Origin of the sequence: Mesorhizobium sp. WSM2561, from assembly GCF_000513915.1 — a bacterium.
Lineage (GTDB): Bacteria > Pseudomonadota > Alphaproteobacteria > Rhizobiales > Rhizobiaceae > Mesorhizobium > Mesorhizobium muleiense.
In genome coordinates, this window is sequence record NZ_AZUX01000028.1 from 43,311 (window position 1) to 58,583 (window position 15,273).

Annotated in this window: 11 protein-coding genes; 6 read left to right on the plus strand and 5 right to left on the minus strand. The window is 63.7% G+C overall.

Annotated elements, in window-relative coordinates; translation table 11 throughout:
* The first annotated feature begins 217 nt into the window (after positions 1-217).
* Complete coding sequence (gene acs / locus M727_RS0122705) at positions 218-2,173, plus strand: acetate--CoA ligase (protein ID WP_027154579.1); 1,956 nt, start codon at positions 218-220, stop codon at positions 2,171-2,173.
* Between the two features lie 59 nt (positions 2,174-2,232).
* Here acs and M727_RS0122710 read toward each other — a convergent pair whose 3' ends face one another.
* The 3 genes from M727_RS0122710 to M727_RS0122720 form a co-directional block, all read right to left on the minus strand.
* On the minus strand, positions 2,233-3,501 hold the full coding sequence (locus M727_RS0122710) for a cyclopropane-fatty-acyl-phospholipid synthase family protein (RefSeq protein ID WP_023800100.1): 1,269 nt from the start codon (positions 3,499-3,501) through the stop codon (positions 2,233-2,235).
* A gap of 430 nt (positions 3,502-3,931) precedes the next feature.
* Positions 3,932-5,293 carry a pilus assembly protein gene (locus M727_RS0122715; protein WP_027154580.1) on the minus strand — a complete coding sequence of 454 codons (1,362 nt, stop codon included), beginning with the start codon at positions 5,291-5,293 and terminating at the stop codon, positions 3,932-3,934.
* Between the two features lie 337 nt (positions 5,294-5,630).
* Positions 5,631-6,500, minus strand: coding sequence for a transglutaminase family protein (locus M727_RS0122720; protein WP_027154581.1), 870 nt, complete (start codon positions 6,498-6,500; stop codon positions 5,631-5,633).
* Positions 6,501-6,672: 172 nt separating this feature from the next.
* Here M727_RS0122720 and M727_RS0122725 point away from each other — a divergent pair, with 172 nt between their 5' ends.
* Positions 6,673-7,338, plus strand: coding sequence for an HAD-IA family hydrolase (locus M727_RS0122725; protein WP_027154582.1), 666 nt, complete (start codon positions 6,673-6,675; stop codon positions 7,336-7,338).
* A 6-nt stretch (positions 7,339-7,344) separates the two neighbouring features.
* Here the strand turns inward: M727_RS0122725 and M727_RS0122730 are convergent, their stop codons facing one another.
* A complete protein-coding gene (locus M727_RS0122730) occupies positions 7,345-7,584 on the minus strand; it encodes a DUF1674 domain-containing protein (RefSeq protein WP_027154583.1) in 240 nt (79 codons plus the stop codon).
* Positions 7,585-7,692: 108 nt separating this feature from the next.
* Between M727_RS0122730 and htpX the strand changes: the two genes are divergently transcribed.
* The 4 genes from htpX to purH all read left to right on the plus strand — a co-directional run bounded on the left by htpX (position 7,693) and on the right by purH (position 13,663).
* The gene (gene htpX / locus M727_RS0122735; protein WP_027154584.1) at positions 7,693-8,706 is read left to right on the plus strand and encodes a zinc metalloprotease HtpX; all 1,014 of its coding nucleotides are present in this window, start codon (positions 7,693-7,695) and stop codon (positions 8,704-8,706) included.
* Positions 8,697-10,097: an RsmB/NOP family class I SAM-dependent RNA methyltransferase gene (locus tag M727_RS0122740; protein ID WP_027154585.1), complete on the plus strand. Its 1,401-nt coding sequence runs from the start codon at positions 8,697-8,699 to the stop codon at positions 10,095-10,097. The genes htpX and M727_RS0122740 overlap by 10 nt, the downstream gene beginning before the upstream one ends.
* Positions 10,098-10,230: 133 nt before the next feature.
* Positions 10,231-11,955 carry a heparinase II/III family protein gene (locus M727_RS0122745; protein WP_027154586.1) on the plus strand — a complete coding sequence of 575 codons (1,725 nt, stop codon included), beginning with the start codon at positions 10,231-10,233 and terminating at the stop codon, positions 11,953-11,955.
* A 91-nt stretch (positions 11,956-12,046) separates the two neighbouring features.
* The gene (purH, locus tag M727_RS0122750; protein WP_027154587.1) at positions 12,047-13,663 is read left to right on the plus strand and encodes a bifunctional phosphoribosylaminoimidazolecarboxamide formyltransferase/IMP cyclohydrolase; all 1,617 of its coding nucleotides are present in this window, start codon (positions 12,047-12,049) and stop codon (positions 13,661-13,663) included.
* 203 nt (positions 13,664-13,866) lie between these two features.
* Here the strand turns inward: purH and M727_RS0122755 are convergent, their stop codons facing one another.
* Entirely contained in the window at positions 13,867-15,243 is a 1,377-nt protein-coding gene (locus M727_RS0122755) for an MFS transporter (RefSeq protein WP_027154588.1), read from the minus strand.
* Positions 15,244-15,273 lie beyond the last annotated feature (30 nt).

The following is a 15,273-nucleotide window of genomic DNA, read 5'->3' on the forward strand; positions in this document are numbered from 1 at the left end:
CCGGATTTACGACACAAAAACATGCAGTTAGCAGCGATCGTGGTCGAGTGCTGATAGCGGCGAAAACGACCTCTGCGGCATCCCGCCGCGCGAATCCAACGTCTAATGTTGCCGTCACCGCGGAACTGTTAATAATGCGCGCGAATTCGCGGCCGCTTCGCCGCGATGCCGCCGGCGGTCAAGCCGGGCGGCCTGGTTTCGGGAGGAAAGCAAAGATATGTCCGAGGTTCATGTCCATCGCGTCCAGCCGGCGTGGAAGAAGAATGCGCTGATCGACAATGACACTTATTTGAAATGGTACGCCGACAGCGTGAAGAACCCGGACAAGTTCTGGGGCAAGCACGGCAAGCGCATCGACTGGTTCAAGCCCTACAGCAAGGTCAAGAACACCTCCTTCGGCGGCAAGGTCTCGATCAAATGGTTCGAGGACGGCGAGACCAATGTTTCCTGGAACTGCATCGACCGGCATCTGAAGAAGCGCGGAGACCAGACCGCCATCATCTGGGAAGGCGACAATCCCTACGACGACAGGAAGATCACCTATAACGAGCTCCACGCGCATGTCTGCCGGCTCGCCAATGTGATGAAGAAGCACGGCGTCAGGAAAGGCGACCGCGTCACCATCTACATGCCGATGATCCCGGAAGCCGCCTATGCGATGCTTGCCTGCACGCGCATCGGCGCCATCCATTCGGTGGTCTTCGGCGGCTTCTCACCGGACGCGCTGGCGGGCCGCATCGACGACTGCAAATCAAGCTTCGTCATCACCGCCGACGAGGGCCTGCGCGGCGGCAAGCCGATCCCGTTGAAGGACAACACCGACAAGGCGATCGAGATCGCCGCCAAGGCCGGAACGAAAGTCGAAAAGGTCGTCGTCGTGCGCCGCACCGGCGGCAAGACCGGCTGGGTGGCCGGACGCGACGTCTGGTACCATGACGAGATCGCGACGGTTAAGGCGGAATGCAAGCCGGAGAAGATGAAGGCCGAGGACCCACTGTTCATCCTCTATACATCGGGCTCGACCGGCAAGCCGAAGGGCGTTCTGCACACCACGGCCGGCTATCTCGTCTACGTCTCGATGACCCACCAATATGTCTTCGACTACCACGACGGCGACATCTACTGGTGCACCGCCGATGTCGGCTGGGTCACCGGCCACAGCTATATCGTCTACGGGCCGCTCGCCAACGGCGCCACCACGCTGATGTTCGAAGGCGTGCCGAACTATCCGTCGCAATCCCGCTTCTGGGAGGTCATCGACAAGCACAAGGTCAACATCTTCTACACCGCGCCGACGGCTTTGCGCGCGCTGATGGGTGCCGGCGACGCCCATGTCACCAAAACCTCGCGCAAATCGCTGCGCGTGCTCGGCACGGTCGGCGAGCCGATCAACCCGGAAGCCTGGGAGTGGTATTTCGATGTCGTCGGCAACGGCAAGGTGCCGATTGTCGACACCTGGTGGCAGACCGAGACCGGCGGCATCCTGATCACGCCGCTGCCCGGCGCCACCCCGCTCAAGGCAGGTTCCGCGACGCAGCCGTTCTTCGGCGTCAAGCCGCAACTGGTCGACGGCGACGGCAAGGTGCTGGAAGGCGTTGCCAGCGGCAATCTCTGCATCGCCGATTCGTGGCCGGGCCAGATGCGTACCGTCTATGGCGATCACGAGCGCTTCGTGCAGACCTATTTTTCGACTTACAAGGGCAAGTATTTTACCGGCGACGGCTGCCGCCGCGACGCCGACGGCTACTACTGGATCACCGGCCGCGTCGACGATGTCATCAACGTCTCCGGCCACCGCATGGGCACGGCCGAGGTCGAATCCGCGCTGGTTTCGCACGAGAAAGTCTCCGAAGCCGCCGTCGTCGGCTATCCGCACGACATCAAGGGCCAGGGCATCTACTGCTACGTCACATTGATGGCTGGCGAGAAGCCGAACGAGGAGTTGCGCAAGGAACTTGTCGCCCACGTCCGCAAGGACATCGGCGCCATCGCCACGCCCGACAAGATTCAGTTCGCTCCGGGCCTGCCGAAAACCCGCTCGGGCAAGATTATGCGTCGCATCCTGCGCAAGATCGCCGAGGACGATTTTGCCGCGCTCGGCGATACCTCGACGCTGGCCGACCCGGCGGTCGTCGACGACCTCATCGCCAACCGGCAGAACAAGCGGGCATAAGAAACATCCGGTCGACGTTCGGCGGAAACCCGATCGGATGAGATCGGCTCGCTCCCGCTCTACCGATAAAGGTCCGCCCGCGTCGGCGGCAGTCCGCTCGGGCCCCGCGCGCGCTTGGTGACGACGGTCTGGAAAATCTGCGCCGAGGCGCGTTCGAAAGTGATCGAACAGCCGGTGAGATAAAGCAGCCAGAGGCGCGCCTTGGCTTCGCCGACCTCGGCGATCGCTTCATCGAAGCGTGCGTGGAGGCGCTCGGCCCACAGACGGCAGGTGCGGGCGTAGTGCTCGCGCAAATTCTCGACATCGTAGACAAGAAAGCCGTGCGCTTCGAGATTGCCGAGCGTCATGCCGATCGTGTCGAGTTCGCCGCCGGGAAAGATGTATTTGATCAGCGCTTTGAATTCCGGGCCCTTGCGCAAGGTCTTCTTGATGCTGCCCTTGTCGCGCCGGGTGATGGCGTGATGCAGATAGATGCCGCCCGGCTTGAGCAGGCGACGAATGGTCGAGAAATAGGCGGCGTGGTTGGCCAGCCCCAGATGCTCGAACATGCCGATCGACGAGATCTTGTCGAAGGAGCCGGACAGCTCGGCATAGGACTTTATCTCGATGGTGATGCGATCCTCCAGTCCCTCAGCACGGATGCGCTCGCGGGCGAGCTGGGTCTGGGCTTCCGACAGCGAGACGCCATGGCCGACGACGCCGTAATTTTTCGCTGCATGGATGAGCATGGCTCCCCAGCCGCAGCCGATGTCGAGCAGCCTTTCGCCGGGCTTCAGCCGCAGCTTGCGGCAGATATGATCGAGCTTGTCCTTCTGCGCCTGGTCGATGCCATTGGCGAAATCGGTGAAATAGCCGCAGCTATAGACCATGCGTTCGTCGAGGAAGAGCCGGTAGAAGGCGTTCGAAATGTCGTAGTGGTGCTGGATTGCCTGCCTGTTCGACCCGCTGACGAAGGGGTTGCGCCCGGAAAGGTCGGTCCGCGCCGTCATCTGTTTTCGCGAAAACAGCACGGCCGGCAGGTCGCGCAGGACCGCGAGCTTGGGCAACGACTTGAGCTTCGCCCTGAGCTTGCCCTGCGCAGGCAGAGCGTAGAAATCGAACAGCGACCCGTCTTCCACGTCGATGGTCTTGGAAATCCACATTTCGATCAGCGTCGAGAGGTTGGGCCGCCGCATCACCTGCCAGACGATGTCCTGGTCGTTGATGGTGACCACGGGGCCGGTGGCGGGGCCGATCCGCTCGCCGTTCCACAGCTTGACCGCGAAACCCGGCTTCAACGTCTCGATAACCGTTCGAACGATCCGTGCGGCTCTCTCGGCTGCCTCCATCCCCGTTCCTCCTGCTCAGCCCTTGGTGGTCCGGCAGCGACATTGCCTGTCCGATCGGATAGCCGCAAGCAGTTAGCGGCAAGCCCCCACCGCATTTTCACGATGGCGCCTTGCCATTTGCAGATCGACACCCCATCATGGGGGCGTGTTCAACAAATCGAAAGGAGGTGATCCGATGTCGAGTGATTTCGTTTTCCAGAACGTGGCCTCAGCGGATTGCACTTTCGGGAAGCAGTCTTCCCGTTAAGGCGCGAGATGCGCGGCTGGCGACGCCTGGAGCGCCGCGTCCTTTGGATGCGCAAAGGACGCTCCAGCACTTTAAGTCACGTCGCTGCCATGAGCCGCGCCATGGACGGAAACACGGAAGGCCGCCGGCTTCGAAAGAAGCGGCGGCCTTTTCCTTGTCCGGATCCTGCCTGGTCAATGCCCTCTATTTGGTCAATGCCAGGCTTTCGATGTTGCGCGCTATGTCCTGGAAAGCCTGGTTGAGTTCCGTCCCGTTCGCGGCCTGATAGAAGTGCTTGATCTTGCCGGTATCCGGGCTCGCGCAATTCTGCAGTGTCGCCTGGGCATTCTCCTCGTTGAGATCGAAACCGATGGTGAAGATTTCGATGCCCTTGTCGCGCATGGCGGTACAGAGCGTCTTGGCTGCCGTGCGGGTCGGTTCCTTGCCGGCATCATTGTAGACCTCACCGACAGTGCTGGCATCGAAATAGGACAGGTTGAACTCGCCGTCGGTCATCAGGATCGCGATTTTGGCGACCTTTTTCGGATCCGCCTTGGCCGGCCGCTGCGACGCGTTCATCACACTGCCCCAGTTTTCCGAAAGCATGTACCAGGTCCACTGCACGCCGATGTGGCCCGCGGTGCCGCCCGATGCGACAAAGTTCTTGATGACGTTCTTGAGCGCCACGGCGTCCGCCGTCAGCGGCTTCAACGCGGCGACCGGGCAGGCAGCCGTGCCGGTCGGCCAGGCGAAGAACGACAACAGGTAATCGCGATTGATCATGCTGATGTCGGGACCTACATCCGAATATTGATAGGTGCCCTTGCGCTCGGTGGCGCAATTGTCCGGACGCGTTAAGCCGGAGACATACTGTATAGCGCCATTGCCGGGCGCCTGCTTGCGCTGGCTGGTCGAGGCTTCGACGTAGACGCTGCTGCCGGCAAGCGCGCCGGCATTCACCGAATTGGCGTAGGGCACGATGGAGACTCGCACTCGGGGGTTGGCGGGGTCCTGACCGCCCAGGAAGCTGTCGACCGCGTTCGCTGCGGCCGTCCTCAGGTCGATTATTTTCTGGCCGGCCATTGAACCTGTGACGTCGAGCATCATCGCCACTTCGATCGTCTTGTCCGAATAGACTGCCGTCGTCGATGCGGCAATGCGCTGCATGTCGCCCATGCCGAAGATTGGAAAATAGAGGCCAAGATCGACATGGATCTCCGCCTGAACCGTCTTGGCGATTTTGTCGATGGTCAATTTGTCGAGGACGATCCGATCAGCCTGCAGCATGCCCGCTCGCCTGTTGGCATCGAGAAACGCCTGCACCGACTTGTTGGCGTCGGCCTCGTTGATGACGCCGGTGGTCAGGTCGCGTGCCGTCGAGGTCACCGCCGCATCGACCACGCCCTGCAAGCTCGATTTGGTGTTGTAGAGCTGCGAAACATTGACGGCAAAGCCGACGCCAAGCGCCAGCACCGACGCGACCATGCCGAACAGAACCGCTAAATTTCCGCTTCGATCTCCGGCAAAGCCGCCGATCGCGTGAACAAGACCCCCAAAACGCCGCATGCTCGCCTCCATTCGCCACGACTCGAGCCGTGTGAAGGCCGCATTGCAGGATTCCGGCCGGACGGCGTCGTCATCGCAGCAAAAGCCGGCGGCTCATCGTCAAGCCATTGTTTTTGCTTGGTGTCGAAATGGGGCAAGGTAAATAGACGGTAAACGACAAGCCGCTGCGGCAGTTTCGTTTACGAAGCGCTTACCATGTTCCCGACCGCTGCCGTGGAGCACAAAAGCCCGATCCCGATCCGGCACAGAGGGTCTGTGCCGAAGCGGATCAGGCGCACCAGATCCGTAGGACAGCCGATGATCGTAACCGCCGGACGCGCCGTTCGCGCTTGCGCTCCTATGCCAGCATCTGCGCGCTGGCCGTCCTGTCGACGCCGCGATGGGGCGGGTTGAACAGATTGCTTTCCTGCTCGTAGGTCCAGACCTTGAACAGGCTGAGCCGGTGCGGGCCGAAACTGTGCAGCAGCGGCACGTCGGTCGCGTCGCGGCCGCGCGCGATGACGACGCGGCCGATCCTCGGCATGTTGTGGCGGGGGTCGAACGTGTACCACTTGCCTTCGAGGAACACTTCCAGCCACGCCGAAAAATCCATCGGTGCCGGGTCGACCGGCACGCCGATGTCGCCGAGATAACCGTTCACGTAGCGGGCTGGGATGTTCATGCAGCGGCAGAGCGTGATCGCCAGATGAGCGAAGTCGCGGCAGACGCCGACGCGCTCCTCATGCGCCTGCGCCGCCGTGCGGGTCGGGCGCGCATAGCCGTAACCGAACGACAGACGGTTGTGGACATAGTCGACGATCGCCTGCACCCGGGCCCAGCCGGATGGAACAGGCCCGAAAAGCTGCCAGGCCAGATCGCTGAGATGATCGGTTTCGCAATAGCGACTGCCGAGCAGATAGCAGAGCACCTCGTCGGGCAACTCCGCCACCGGCACTTCCCTGGCCAGCGTGTTGACCTCGTCGGTCTCGCCGCTGTCCTCGACGACGGCGTCGTAAAGAATGCGAAAGCCTCCGCCAGGCGCGGTGAAGCGGCGGCAGGTGTTGCCATAAAGATCGTGATAGAGCCTGGTTGGGACGGAAGGCGAGGTCAGCACGCGCGTCTGCCGCTTGATGTCGGCCTGGCGCTGCTTGTGGATCTCGAGCAGCGAAATCACCGGGGTGGATTCAGCACAGTCGATGGCGATTTCGTAGCCGAGCCGAATCAGCATTGCGGTTCCCCTCTTGTGAGTGTCGCGGAAGACGATTGCATTAACGCGAGATGGCCGGCCGTGGTTCCCTGGTCTGTCGAAAAAGGCGATCTCGCGCCTTCCCATGCCGCCGGTGCGACGTTACGGTCGATCGACAGGCTTTGGTTCCTTCCGAAACAACTTGGGATAGCAGATGTTCGCAGGCAGAAAATTCGCAGCCTTGCTGTTCGACATGGACGGCACGGTGGTCAATTCGGTTGCCGCGGCAGAAAGGGTCTGGGCAGATTGGGCACGCCGGCAAGATCTCGACGTTGCCGCATTCCTGCCAACGATCCACGGCGTGCGGGCGATCGAGACCATAGCTCGGCTGGCGCTTCCAGGCGTCGACCCGATGCGTGAAGCCGATGCGCTTCTGCAGGCCGAGGTGGCCGATATCGACGGCATCCTTCCGATCGCCGGCGCCGCGGCGTTTCTGGCGTCGCTGCCACCCGAGCGCTGGGCAATCGTCACTTCGGCGCCGCGCGAGCTGGCTCTGCTGCGCATCGCCGCCGCCGGCATCCCGCTTCCCACCACCATTGTCGCGGCCGAGGACGTTTCCCGCGGCAAGCCGGCGCCGGATTGCTTCCGGCTGGCGGCCGAGCGGCTGGGCGTCGACGCGCGCGACTGCCTCGTTTTCGAAGATGCGCCCGCCGGAATAGCAGCGGCCGAGGCCGCAGGAGCCGCCGTCGTTGTGATCAGCGCCACGCACCAGCATCCGTTGCAAACGCCGCATGCTGCGATCGCCGGTTATGACGGGATCGGCGTCACCGTCGACGACCGCGGCTGGATTGTCGTCGCAGCGGAGCGGGCTGCGGCCTAGGGTGCCCTAGAAATCGCTGGTTAGGCCCTTGACCTCCCAATCGCCATAGCGGCCGGGTTCCCTGCCGCCACGGCCGCCGATCTCCCGGGGCATCGCGGCTTCCTGCTGGCGATAGTGTTCGCGCCGTGCTTCCGCTTCCGCCAAAGCGCGGCGGGCTGCCGGTGTCAGCGTCCTTTGCGGCGCGTCGTGACCGGGGCCGGCGTCTGCTTTGCTGGTTTCGCCTGTTTTATTGGTTTCGTCGATCATGCGATATTCCCGGCGGATTGAAACAGGGCCACACGTTTCCCATCATATAGCGATGAGCCGACAAGGATCGACCCTTTTTCCGGAAGGCCGGCAGAAACGGAGCAGACAATGAACACACTTCGCACCGCCATGCTTTTGGCAGCGATGACCGCGCTGTTCATGGGCGTCGGCTATCTGATCGGCGGATCGGGCGGCATGGTGATCGCCTTGCTGATTGCCGCCGCTATGAACCTGTTCAGCTATTGGAACGCCGATAAGATGGTGCTGTCGATGAACCGCGCCGTCGAGGTCGACGAAAGGAACGCCCCGGAATATTACGCCATCGTGCAGAGCCTCGCCAAACAGGCCGGCCTGCCGATGCCGAAAACCTATCTGATCGACAACCCGCAGCCCAACGCTTTCGCCACCGGCCGCAATCCGGAGAATGCCGCGGTCGCCGCCACCACCGGGCTGTTGCAGCAACTGTCGCATGAGGAAGTCGCGGCGGTGATGGCGCACGAGCTCGCCCATGTGCAGCACCGCGACACGCTGACCATGACGATCGTCGCCACGCTTGCCGGCGCGATCTCGATGCTCGGCAATTTCGCCTTCTTTTTCGGCGGCAATCGCGACAACAACAATTCCCTTGGCATTATCGGTGTGGTGGTGGCGATGATCGTGGCGCCCTTTGCCGCGATGATCGTGCAGATGGCGGTCAGCCGCACCCGCGAATACGAGGCCGACCGGCGCGGCGCCGAGATCTGTGGACAGCCGCTCTGGCTTGCCTCGGCCCTTGACAAGATCGCTCGCGGCGCCGAACGCATCCGCAACCCGGATGCCGAGCGCAATCCGGCAACTGCCCACCTCTTCATCATCAATCCTCTTTCCGGCGAGCGCATGGACAGCCTGTTTTCGACCCACCCGAGCACCGACAACCGCATCGCCGCCCTGCAGGCGATGGCGCAGGACATGGCCGGTGGCGCATCCGCCTCCGCGCGGCCGCAAACGCCGATGCCGCGGCAGGCAGACGAACAGCGGCCATCGGGCCCGTGGGAGAAAGCCGAGCAGCCGGCTGAACCGGCCAGGCCGAAGTCCAATCCCTGGGGCCGCAATCCGACCGGACCCAAGGGTCCGTGGTCGTGAGCGAAGCGAAACGCCGGCACCGAATTTCAGGCGATCATGAAAACAATGCAGCGAGCCCCGGCGAACCTGTTGCCGGCCTGGCCGCGCGCAAGGCCGCGGCACGATTGCTGGCCGCCGTCATCGATGCGAGGACGCCGCTGGACGGGCTGACCGACCACGAGAACGGCCATCCGCAATACAAGGCGCTCGACCTGCGTGACCGGGCGCTGGTGCGCGCCATACTGGTCACTGCGCTGCGCTTCCGCATGACCATATCAGGGTTGCTGGCCCGCCGCCTGGAAAAGCCGCTGCCACCCAACGCCACCGCGCTTTCGCATATTCTGCATGTAGCGGCGGCGCAGATTCTGTTCCTCGATATTCCCGACAGCGCCGCAGTCGACCTTGCCGTGACCCACGCCAAGTCCGATCCGCGCACGGTGCGCTTCTCCGGTCTCGTCAATGGCGTGCTGCGCACGCTGGCGCGATCCAAGCAGGCCGAACTGGCTGCAGCGCTTGCCGCCACCGACGAAGCGCCGAAATGGTTTTCCGACCGGCTGAAAGCCGCCTATGGCACTGAGAAAGCCCGGCAAATCCTCGCCGCCCACAGATACGAGGCGCCGGTCGACTTCACGGTCAAGACCGATCCTGCGCTGTGGGCCGAGCGGCTCGGCGGCATCGTGCTGCCGACCGGCACTGTGCGCGTGGAGAAACTCAGCGCCTCGGTCACTGAACTGCCCGGCTTTGAAGACGGCGCCTGGTGGGTCCAGGATGCCGCCGCCAGCCTTCCTGCCCGGCTTTTCGGCGACGTGAGGGGTTTGCGCGTCGCCGATCTGTGCGCCGCCCCCGGCGGCAAGACCGCTCAGCTCATTCTCGGCGGCGCCACGGTCACCGCGATCGATTCCTCGAAGAACCGGTTGGCGCGGCTCTCGCAGAACCTCGAACGGCTCGGTCTGTCCGCAGAGGTTGTCCAGGCCGATCTGCTCAAATACGAGCCGGAACAACTGTTCGACGCCGTCCTCCTCGACGCACCCTGCTCCTCGACCGGCACGGTGCGGCGGCATCCCGACGTGCCCTGGACGAAGACGGCGGCCGACATCGAAAAACTCGCCGATCTGCAGCGCAGCCTGCTCCCCCGCGCCGTCAGCCTGGTCAAGCCTGGCGGGCGCATCGTCTTTTCCAACTGCTCGCTCGACCCGCTCGAAGGCGAGGCGCTTCACCGCGCCTTCCTCGCCGGGACGGCTGACATTGTCGACGATCCGCTCCGCCCGGGCGAGATCGCCGGCATCGATCCGTTCCTGACGCCGCAGGGCACGCTGCGCACCACGCCCGCAGATCTGGAGCTCGGCTCACCGGAACGGTCCGGCCTGGATGGCTTCTTCGCCGCCCGCATGCGCAGACCCGGCCAACGCTGAAAGTTTGAAGACTGTTTTAGGAAGAATCCTGCGGAAAACAGGCTGAATTCCAAGGCCTCCGTGGAATTCGCCTTCGCATAAGTTCTTGAATCACATAAGCTTGTCTTCGGATTGGGCGCTATGAGGAGGGCTTTTGGCGATCGCTGCCGGCAGCACGACGCGTCTATGGACGCTTGTCGCGAAGGAGTTCTGGCGCAAGACGCGCCGGCGCCTGCGTGGCGGGCCGATCCATCGCTGGCGCTACTCCGGCCGCACACCGGAACGCGTGTTGATCGCGCCGCCGGACCTGCGCCTGGCCGACCGGCAGATCGCGCTCGAGATTTATTATGGCCGCTATCCGCTGTCGGGACATCTGGTAGAGACCGGCGGCAAGTCGCCCTTCCAGATTGCCGTGGCCAATCCCGGCTGGCAAAAGGCCCTGCACGGCTTTCGCTGGCTGCGCCATATGCGCGCCGCCGGCACCGAGCTTGCCGCCGCCAATGCCCGCGCGCTGGTCTCCGACTGGATCACCATCCATGGCAGCAATATTTCCGGTGTCGCCTGGGAGCCCGGCACGACGGCCAAGCGCGTCATTGCCTGGCTGCAGCATTCCTCGGTGGTGCTGCAGGGTGCTGAATTTCCCTTCTACCGGGCCTTCCTGAAATCGCTGGCCATGCAGATCCGCTATCTCAGGGCGATGGCACGCGAGATGCCGGACGGCAAGGACAGGCTGCGGGCCCGCATCGCGCTTGCCTTTGCCGCTCTGTCGCTACCGGCGCCGGCGTCGGCGCTGCGCGGCGCGACCCGCAACCTCGCCGAGGAACTCGACCGTCAGATTCTGCCGGATGGCGGCCATATTTCCCGCAATCCGATGGCCGTGCTTGAAATCCTCGCCGACCTTCTGCCGCTGCGCCAGACTTATGCCAATCAGGCCGAAACGCCGCCGGGGGCGCTGATGGGCGCCATCGATCGCATGCTGCCGGCGCTGCGTTTCTTTCGCCACCAGGACGGCAGCCTCGCCCGCTTCAACGGCATGGGCGCGACCATCCACAACCGCATCGCCACCATTCTGCGCCACGACGACACCGCCGGCGCGCCGTTGCTGCACGCACCGCATTCGGGCTACGAGCGCCTCTCCATGGGCGGCGTCACCGTGATCGCCGATACCGGCCCGCCACCGTTCATCGATGTTTCCAACGCGGCGCACGCCGGATGCCTTTCCTTTGAGCTGTCTTCCGGCCGCCGCCACTATGTCGTCAACGCCGGCGTGGACACCTATGGCGCCGCCGAATTCCGGCCGCTTGCCCGCGCCACGGCCGCTCATTCGACAGCCACCATCAACGACACCTCGTCGGCTCGTTTCAGCCACTCGCTGCGCGTCAACGATCTGCTCGGCACGCCGCTGATCGGCGGCCCGCAGCATGTGCCTTGCAAGCGCAGTGATCAGCAAGGCATCCAGGGTTTTCTGGCTCGCCATGACGGCTATGTCGCGCGCTTCGGCTTGCTGCATGAGCGCGAACTGAAATTGTCGACGAACGGCAATGTGCTCGCCGGCAGGGATCGCCTTCTGCGGCCGGGCAATGCTGCGATCCGCAACAACGGCCGCGATTTCGTCACCGTGCGCTTCCACATCCATCCCGACATAGGCCTGCTCAAGGACGAGCACGACCGTCTGGTGCTGACCGCCGATGAAGCCGACACATGGGTGTTCACCTGCACCGAGGTGGCGCCCGAGGTCGAAGAATCCATTTATTTCGCCGGTCTTGGCGGCCCGCGCCGCAGCCGGCAGATCGTGCTGGCCTTCAAGGCGTCAGAGATTTCCGAAGTCCATTGGCAACTGACACGGACGGCCATCGCCGGTCATCCGGCAAAAAGCTGAGACTGCGGTTAGTCCCGCAGTTTGATTTCCAGGCCTCATGTGCTACGGCGCGCGGACACTGTCCCAACCAGCCGTGAAAGGCCGCCAGCCCATGGCCGTCGCCGCCAAGAACATTCCCGCGCCCGACCTCGTTCCCGTTCGCCGCGCGCTGCTTTCCGTTTTCGACAAGACCGGGCTCATCGATTTCGCCAGGGCGCTGGCCGCGGCCGGCGTCGAGCTGGTCTCCACCGGCGGCACGGCAAAGGCGATCGCCGAGGCAGGCTTGGCTGTACGCGACGTCTCCGAACTCACCGGCTTTCCCGAGATCATGGACGGCCGCGTCAAGACCCTGCACCCGTCCGTGCACGGCGCGCTGCTTGGCGTGCGCGACGATCCCGAACACGCCGCGGCGATGCGCGATCACGGCATTGAGCCGATCGATCTCGTCGTCTCCAATCTCTACCCTTTCGAGGATGTCCGCCGCTCCGGCGCGGCTTATGCCTCGATCGTCGAGAACATCGACATAGGCGGCCCGGCGATGATCCGCGCCGCCGCCAAGAACCACGCCTATGTCGCCATCGTCACAGACCCCGAGGACTATGCCTCGGTGCTCAACGCGCTGGAGATGAATTTCGGCTCGCTCTCGCTGGATTTCCGCAAGAAGCTAGCGGCTAAGGCCTTCGCCCGCACTGCCACCTATGATGCGGCGATTTCCGGCTGGTTCGCCGAAGCGCTGGAGATCGAGCATCCCACCTGGCGCGCCTTCGGCGGCAGGCTCGACCAGGTGATGCGCTACGGCGAGAACCCGCACCAAAGTGCCGGCTTCTACGTCGATGGCGACAAGCGGCCGGGCGTCGCGACGGCGCGCCAGCTTCAGGGCAAGCAGCTTTCCTACAACAACATCAACGACACCGACGCCGCCTTCGAACTGGCCGGCGAGTTCGATCCGGCCCGCTCCGCCACCGTCGCCATCATCAAGCACGCTAACCCGTGCGGCGTCGCCGAGGGCGCTTCACTGAAGGCGGCCTATGCCAAGGCGCTTGCCTGCGATCCGGTCTCGGCCTTTGGCGGCATTGTCGCGATGAACCGCACCCTCGATGCCGAGGCCGCCGAAGAGATCGTCAAAACCTTCACCGAAGTCATCATCGCGCCGGGCGCCTCGGAGGAAGCAATCGGCATCGTCGCCGCCAAGAAGAATCTGCGCTTGCTGGTCACCGGCGGCTTGCCCGACCCGCGCGCGGCCGGCTCCACTGTGAAATCTGTTTCCGGCGGGTTGCTCGTCCAGGGCCGCGACAATGCGGTGGTCGACGACCTCGACCTGAAAGTCGTGACCCGGCGCGCGCCGACAACGGCCGAAATGGCCGATCTCAAATTCGCTTTCCGCGTCGCAAAGCACGTCAAGTCGAACGCCATCGTCTATGTCAGGGACGGTGCCACCGTCGGCATCGGCGCCGGCCAGATGAGCCGGGTCGATTCCTCGCGCATCGCCGCGCGCAAGGCGCTCGACGCGGCCGAGGCAGCCGGCCTTGCCGAGCCGCCGACCAAGAATTCTGTCGTCGCCTCGGATGCCTTTTTCCCGTTCGCCGATGGGCTGCTGTCGGCGATCGAAGCCGGCGCCACCGCCGTCATCCAGCCGGGTGGCTCGGTGCGCGACGACGATGTCATCGCCGCCGCCGACGCCCACGGCATCGCCATGGTGTTTACCGGGGTCAGGCATTTCAGGCATTAGCGCCTCTTGCCTTCTCCCCTTGTGGGAGAAGGTGGCCGAGCGAGCTCGGTCGGATGAGGGTGTTGGACGGAATGCTACGGCAAAGACGTAAGCGCTTCAAATCCGTCATGTTTTCACGTTGAGTTTCTTCCAGCACCCCTCATCCGTCTCGGCGCTACGCGCCGATCCACCTTCTCCCACAAGGGGAGAAGGGAAGAGCAGCTCTACTCCGCCGGCTGGTCTGCCGGATACGGCGTGCGGATCAGGATCGCCAGGCCGACGCCGAGGAACAGCACGATTGCCGCCATGCCTAGCCGCGACGAGCCGCTGGCCAAGGTGATTGTGGCCACCAAGAATGGCGCAGCAAAACTGGTCGCCCTCCCGGCCAGCGCATAGATGCCGAAATAGCGGCCCGATTCGGCCGCGGTGACGCTGCGCGCCATGTAGGAGCGCGACGATGCCTGCACCGGCCCGAAGCCAAGCCCGATCAGCAGACCAAAGAAGATGTAGGCTTTTTCCGCCGGCGTACCGAACAATCCGCCGTTGTCGGCTCCGGGCAGCATCCAGGCACCGAACAGCGTGTAGCCCGGCCCGGTGGAGACGATGCCGATCGTGGCGAGGCTGAGCAGGACAAGCGCAATCATCACTATGGTCTTGGAGCCGAGCGCCAAGTCGAGGCGTGCGGCAACCAGGCAGCCGACGATGGCGACGACGTTGAGGATGATGCCGAACAGGCCGATCTCGGTGATCGACCAGTGGAACATCGCCGCCGCAAAGGCACCGCCCAGCGCAAGCAACGCGTTGACGCCATCCTGATAGATCATGCGGGCGACGAGAAAGCGGAAGATGCCGCTGCGTTTGCGTATTTCGCCCAGCGTCGATTTCAGTTCCGACAGTCCCTCGCGCACCGCCGGCCCGATTGGAAGGCCTTTGACGGCGTCGGGCGTGAAGAAGAACATCGGCAGGATGAATAGAAAATACCATGCCGCCGACAGTGGGCCGGTGGCGCGCGCGTCCTCGCCGAGCTTCGGATCGAGCCCGAAGAGCGGGTCGAGGCCGGCGATCGTCTTGCCGGTTTCTGGCGAACTGGCCATGAAGGCGACGACAAAGATCAGCGCGATCATGCCGCCGAGGTAGCCGAGCCCCCAGGCCATATTCGAGATTCGGCCGATTTCGCTCTTCGGCACCAGACGCGGCATCATCGAATCATTGAACACGGTCGAGAATTCCGCCGCGACCGAAGCCAGCGAGAAGATCAGCACGACCAGGAAAACGTTCGAACCGGGAGCCGCGAACCAAAGCAGGCAAAGACTGGTGATCTTGACCGTGGCGAAGAGTGCGATCCACGGTTTTCGCGGGCCGGTCTGGTCGGCGATCGAGCCGAGGATCGGCGACAGCACGGCGATGGCCAGACCCGCCGCGGCGATGCCGTAGCCCCATGCCGCCTGGCCCGTTTCCGGATCGCTCGCCATGCGCGAGACGAAGTAGGGACCGAAGATGAAGGTGGTGATGACCGTGAAGAACGGCTGCGCTGCCCAGTCGAACAGCATCCACCCCCAGATGCCGCGTTCCGGCGCTCGCTGCACTGCTACCTCGGCCATATGCCCTCCCACGAACGGTACCCCCGAAGC

Excerpts from the sequence above, each read along its gene's own strand:
- acs (WP_027154579.1), top strand. The coding sequence starts at position 218 with ATGTCCGAGGTTCATGTCCATCGCGTCCAGCCGGCGTGGAAGAAGAAT.
- M727_RS0122710 (WP_023800100.1), bottom strand. The coding sequence starts at position 3,501 with ATGGAGGCAGCCGAGAGAGCCGCACGGATCGTTCGAACGGTTATCGAG.
- M727_RS0122715 (WP_027154580.1), bottom strand. The coding sequence starts at position 5,293 with ATGCGGCGTTTTGGGGGTCTTGTTCACGCGATCGGCGGCTTTGCCGGA.
- M727_RS0122720 (WP_027154581.1), bottom strand. The coding sequence starts at position 6,500 with ATGCTGATTCGGCTCGGCTACGAAATCGCCATCGACTGTGCTGAATCC.
- M727_RS0122725 (WP_027154582.1), top strand. The coding sequence starts at position 6,673 with ATGTTCGCAGGCAGAAAATTCGCAGCCTTGCTGTTCGACATGGACGGC.
- M727_RS0122730 (WP_027154583.1), bottom strand. The coding sequence starts at position 7,584 with ATGATCGACGAAACCAATAAAACAGGCGAAACCAGCAAAGCAGACGCC.
- htpX (WP_027154584.1), top strand. The coding sequence starts at position 7,693 with ATGAACACACTTCGCACCGCCATGCTTTTGGCAGCGATGACCGCGCTG.
- purH (WP_027154587.1), top strand. The coding sequence starts at position 12,047 with ATGGCCGTCGCCGCCAAGAACATTCCCGCGCCCGACCTCGTTCCCGTT.
- M727_RS0122755 (WP_027154588.1), bottom strand. The coding sequence starts at position 15,243 with ATGGCCGAGGTAGCAGTGCAGCGAGCGCCGGAACGCGGCATCTGGGGG.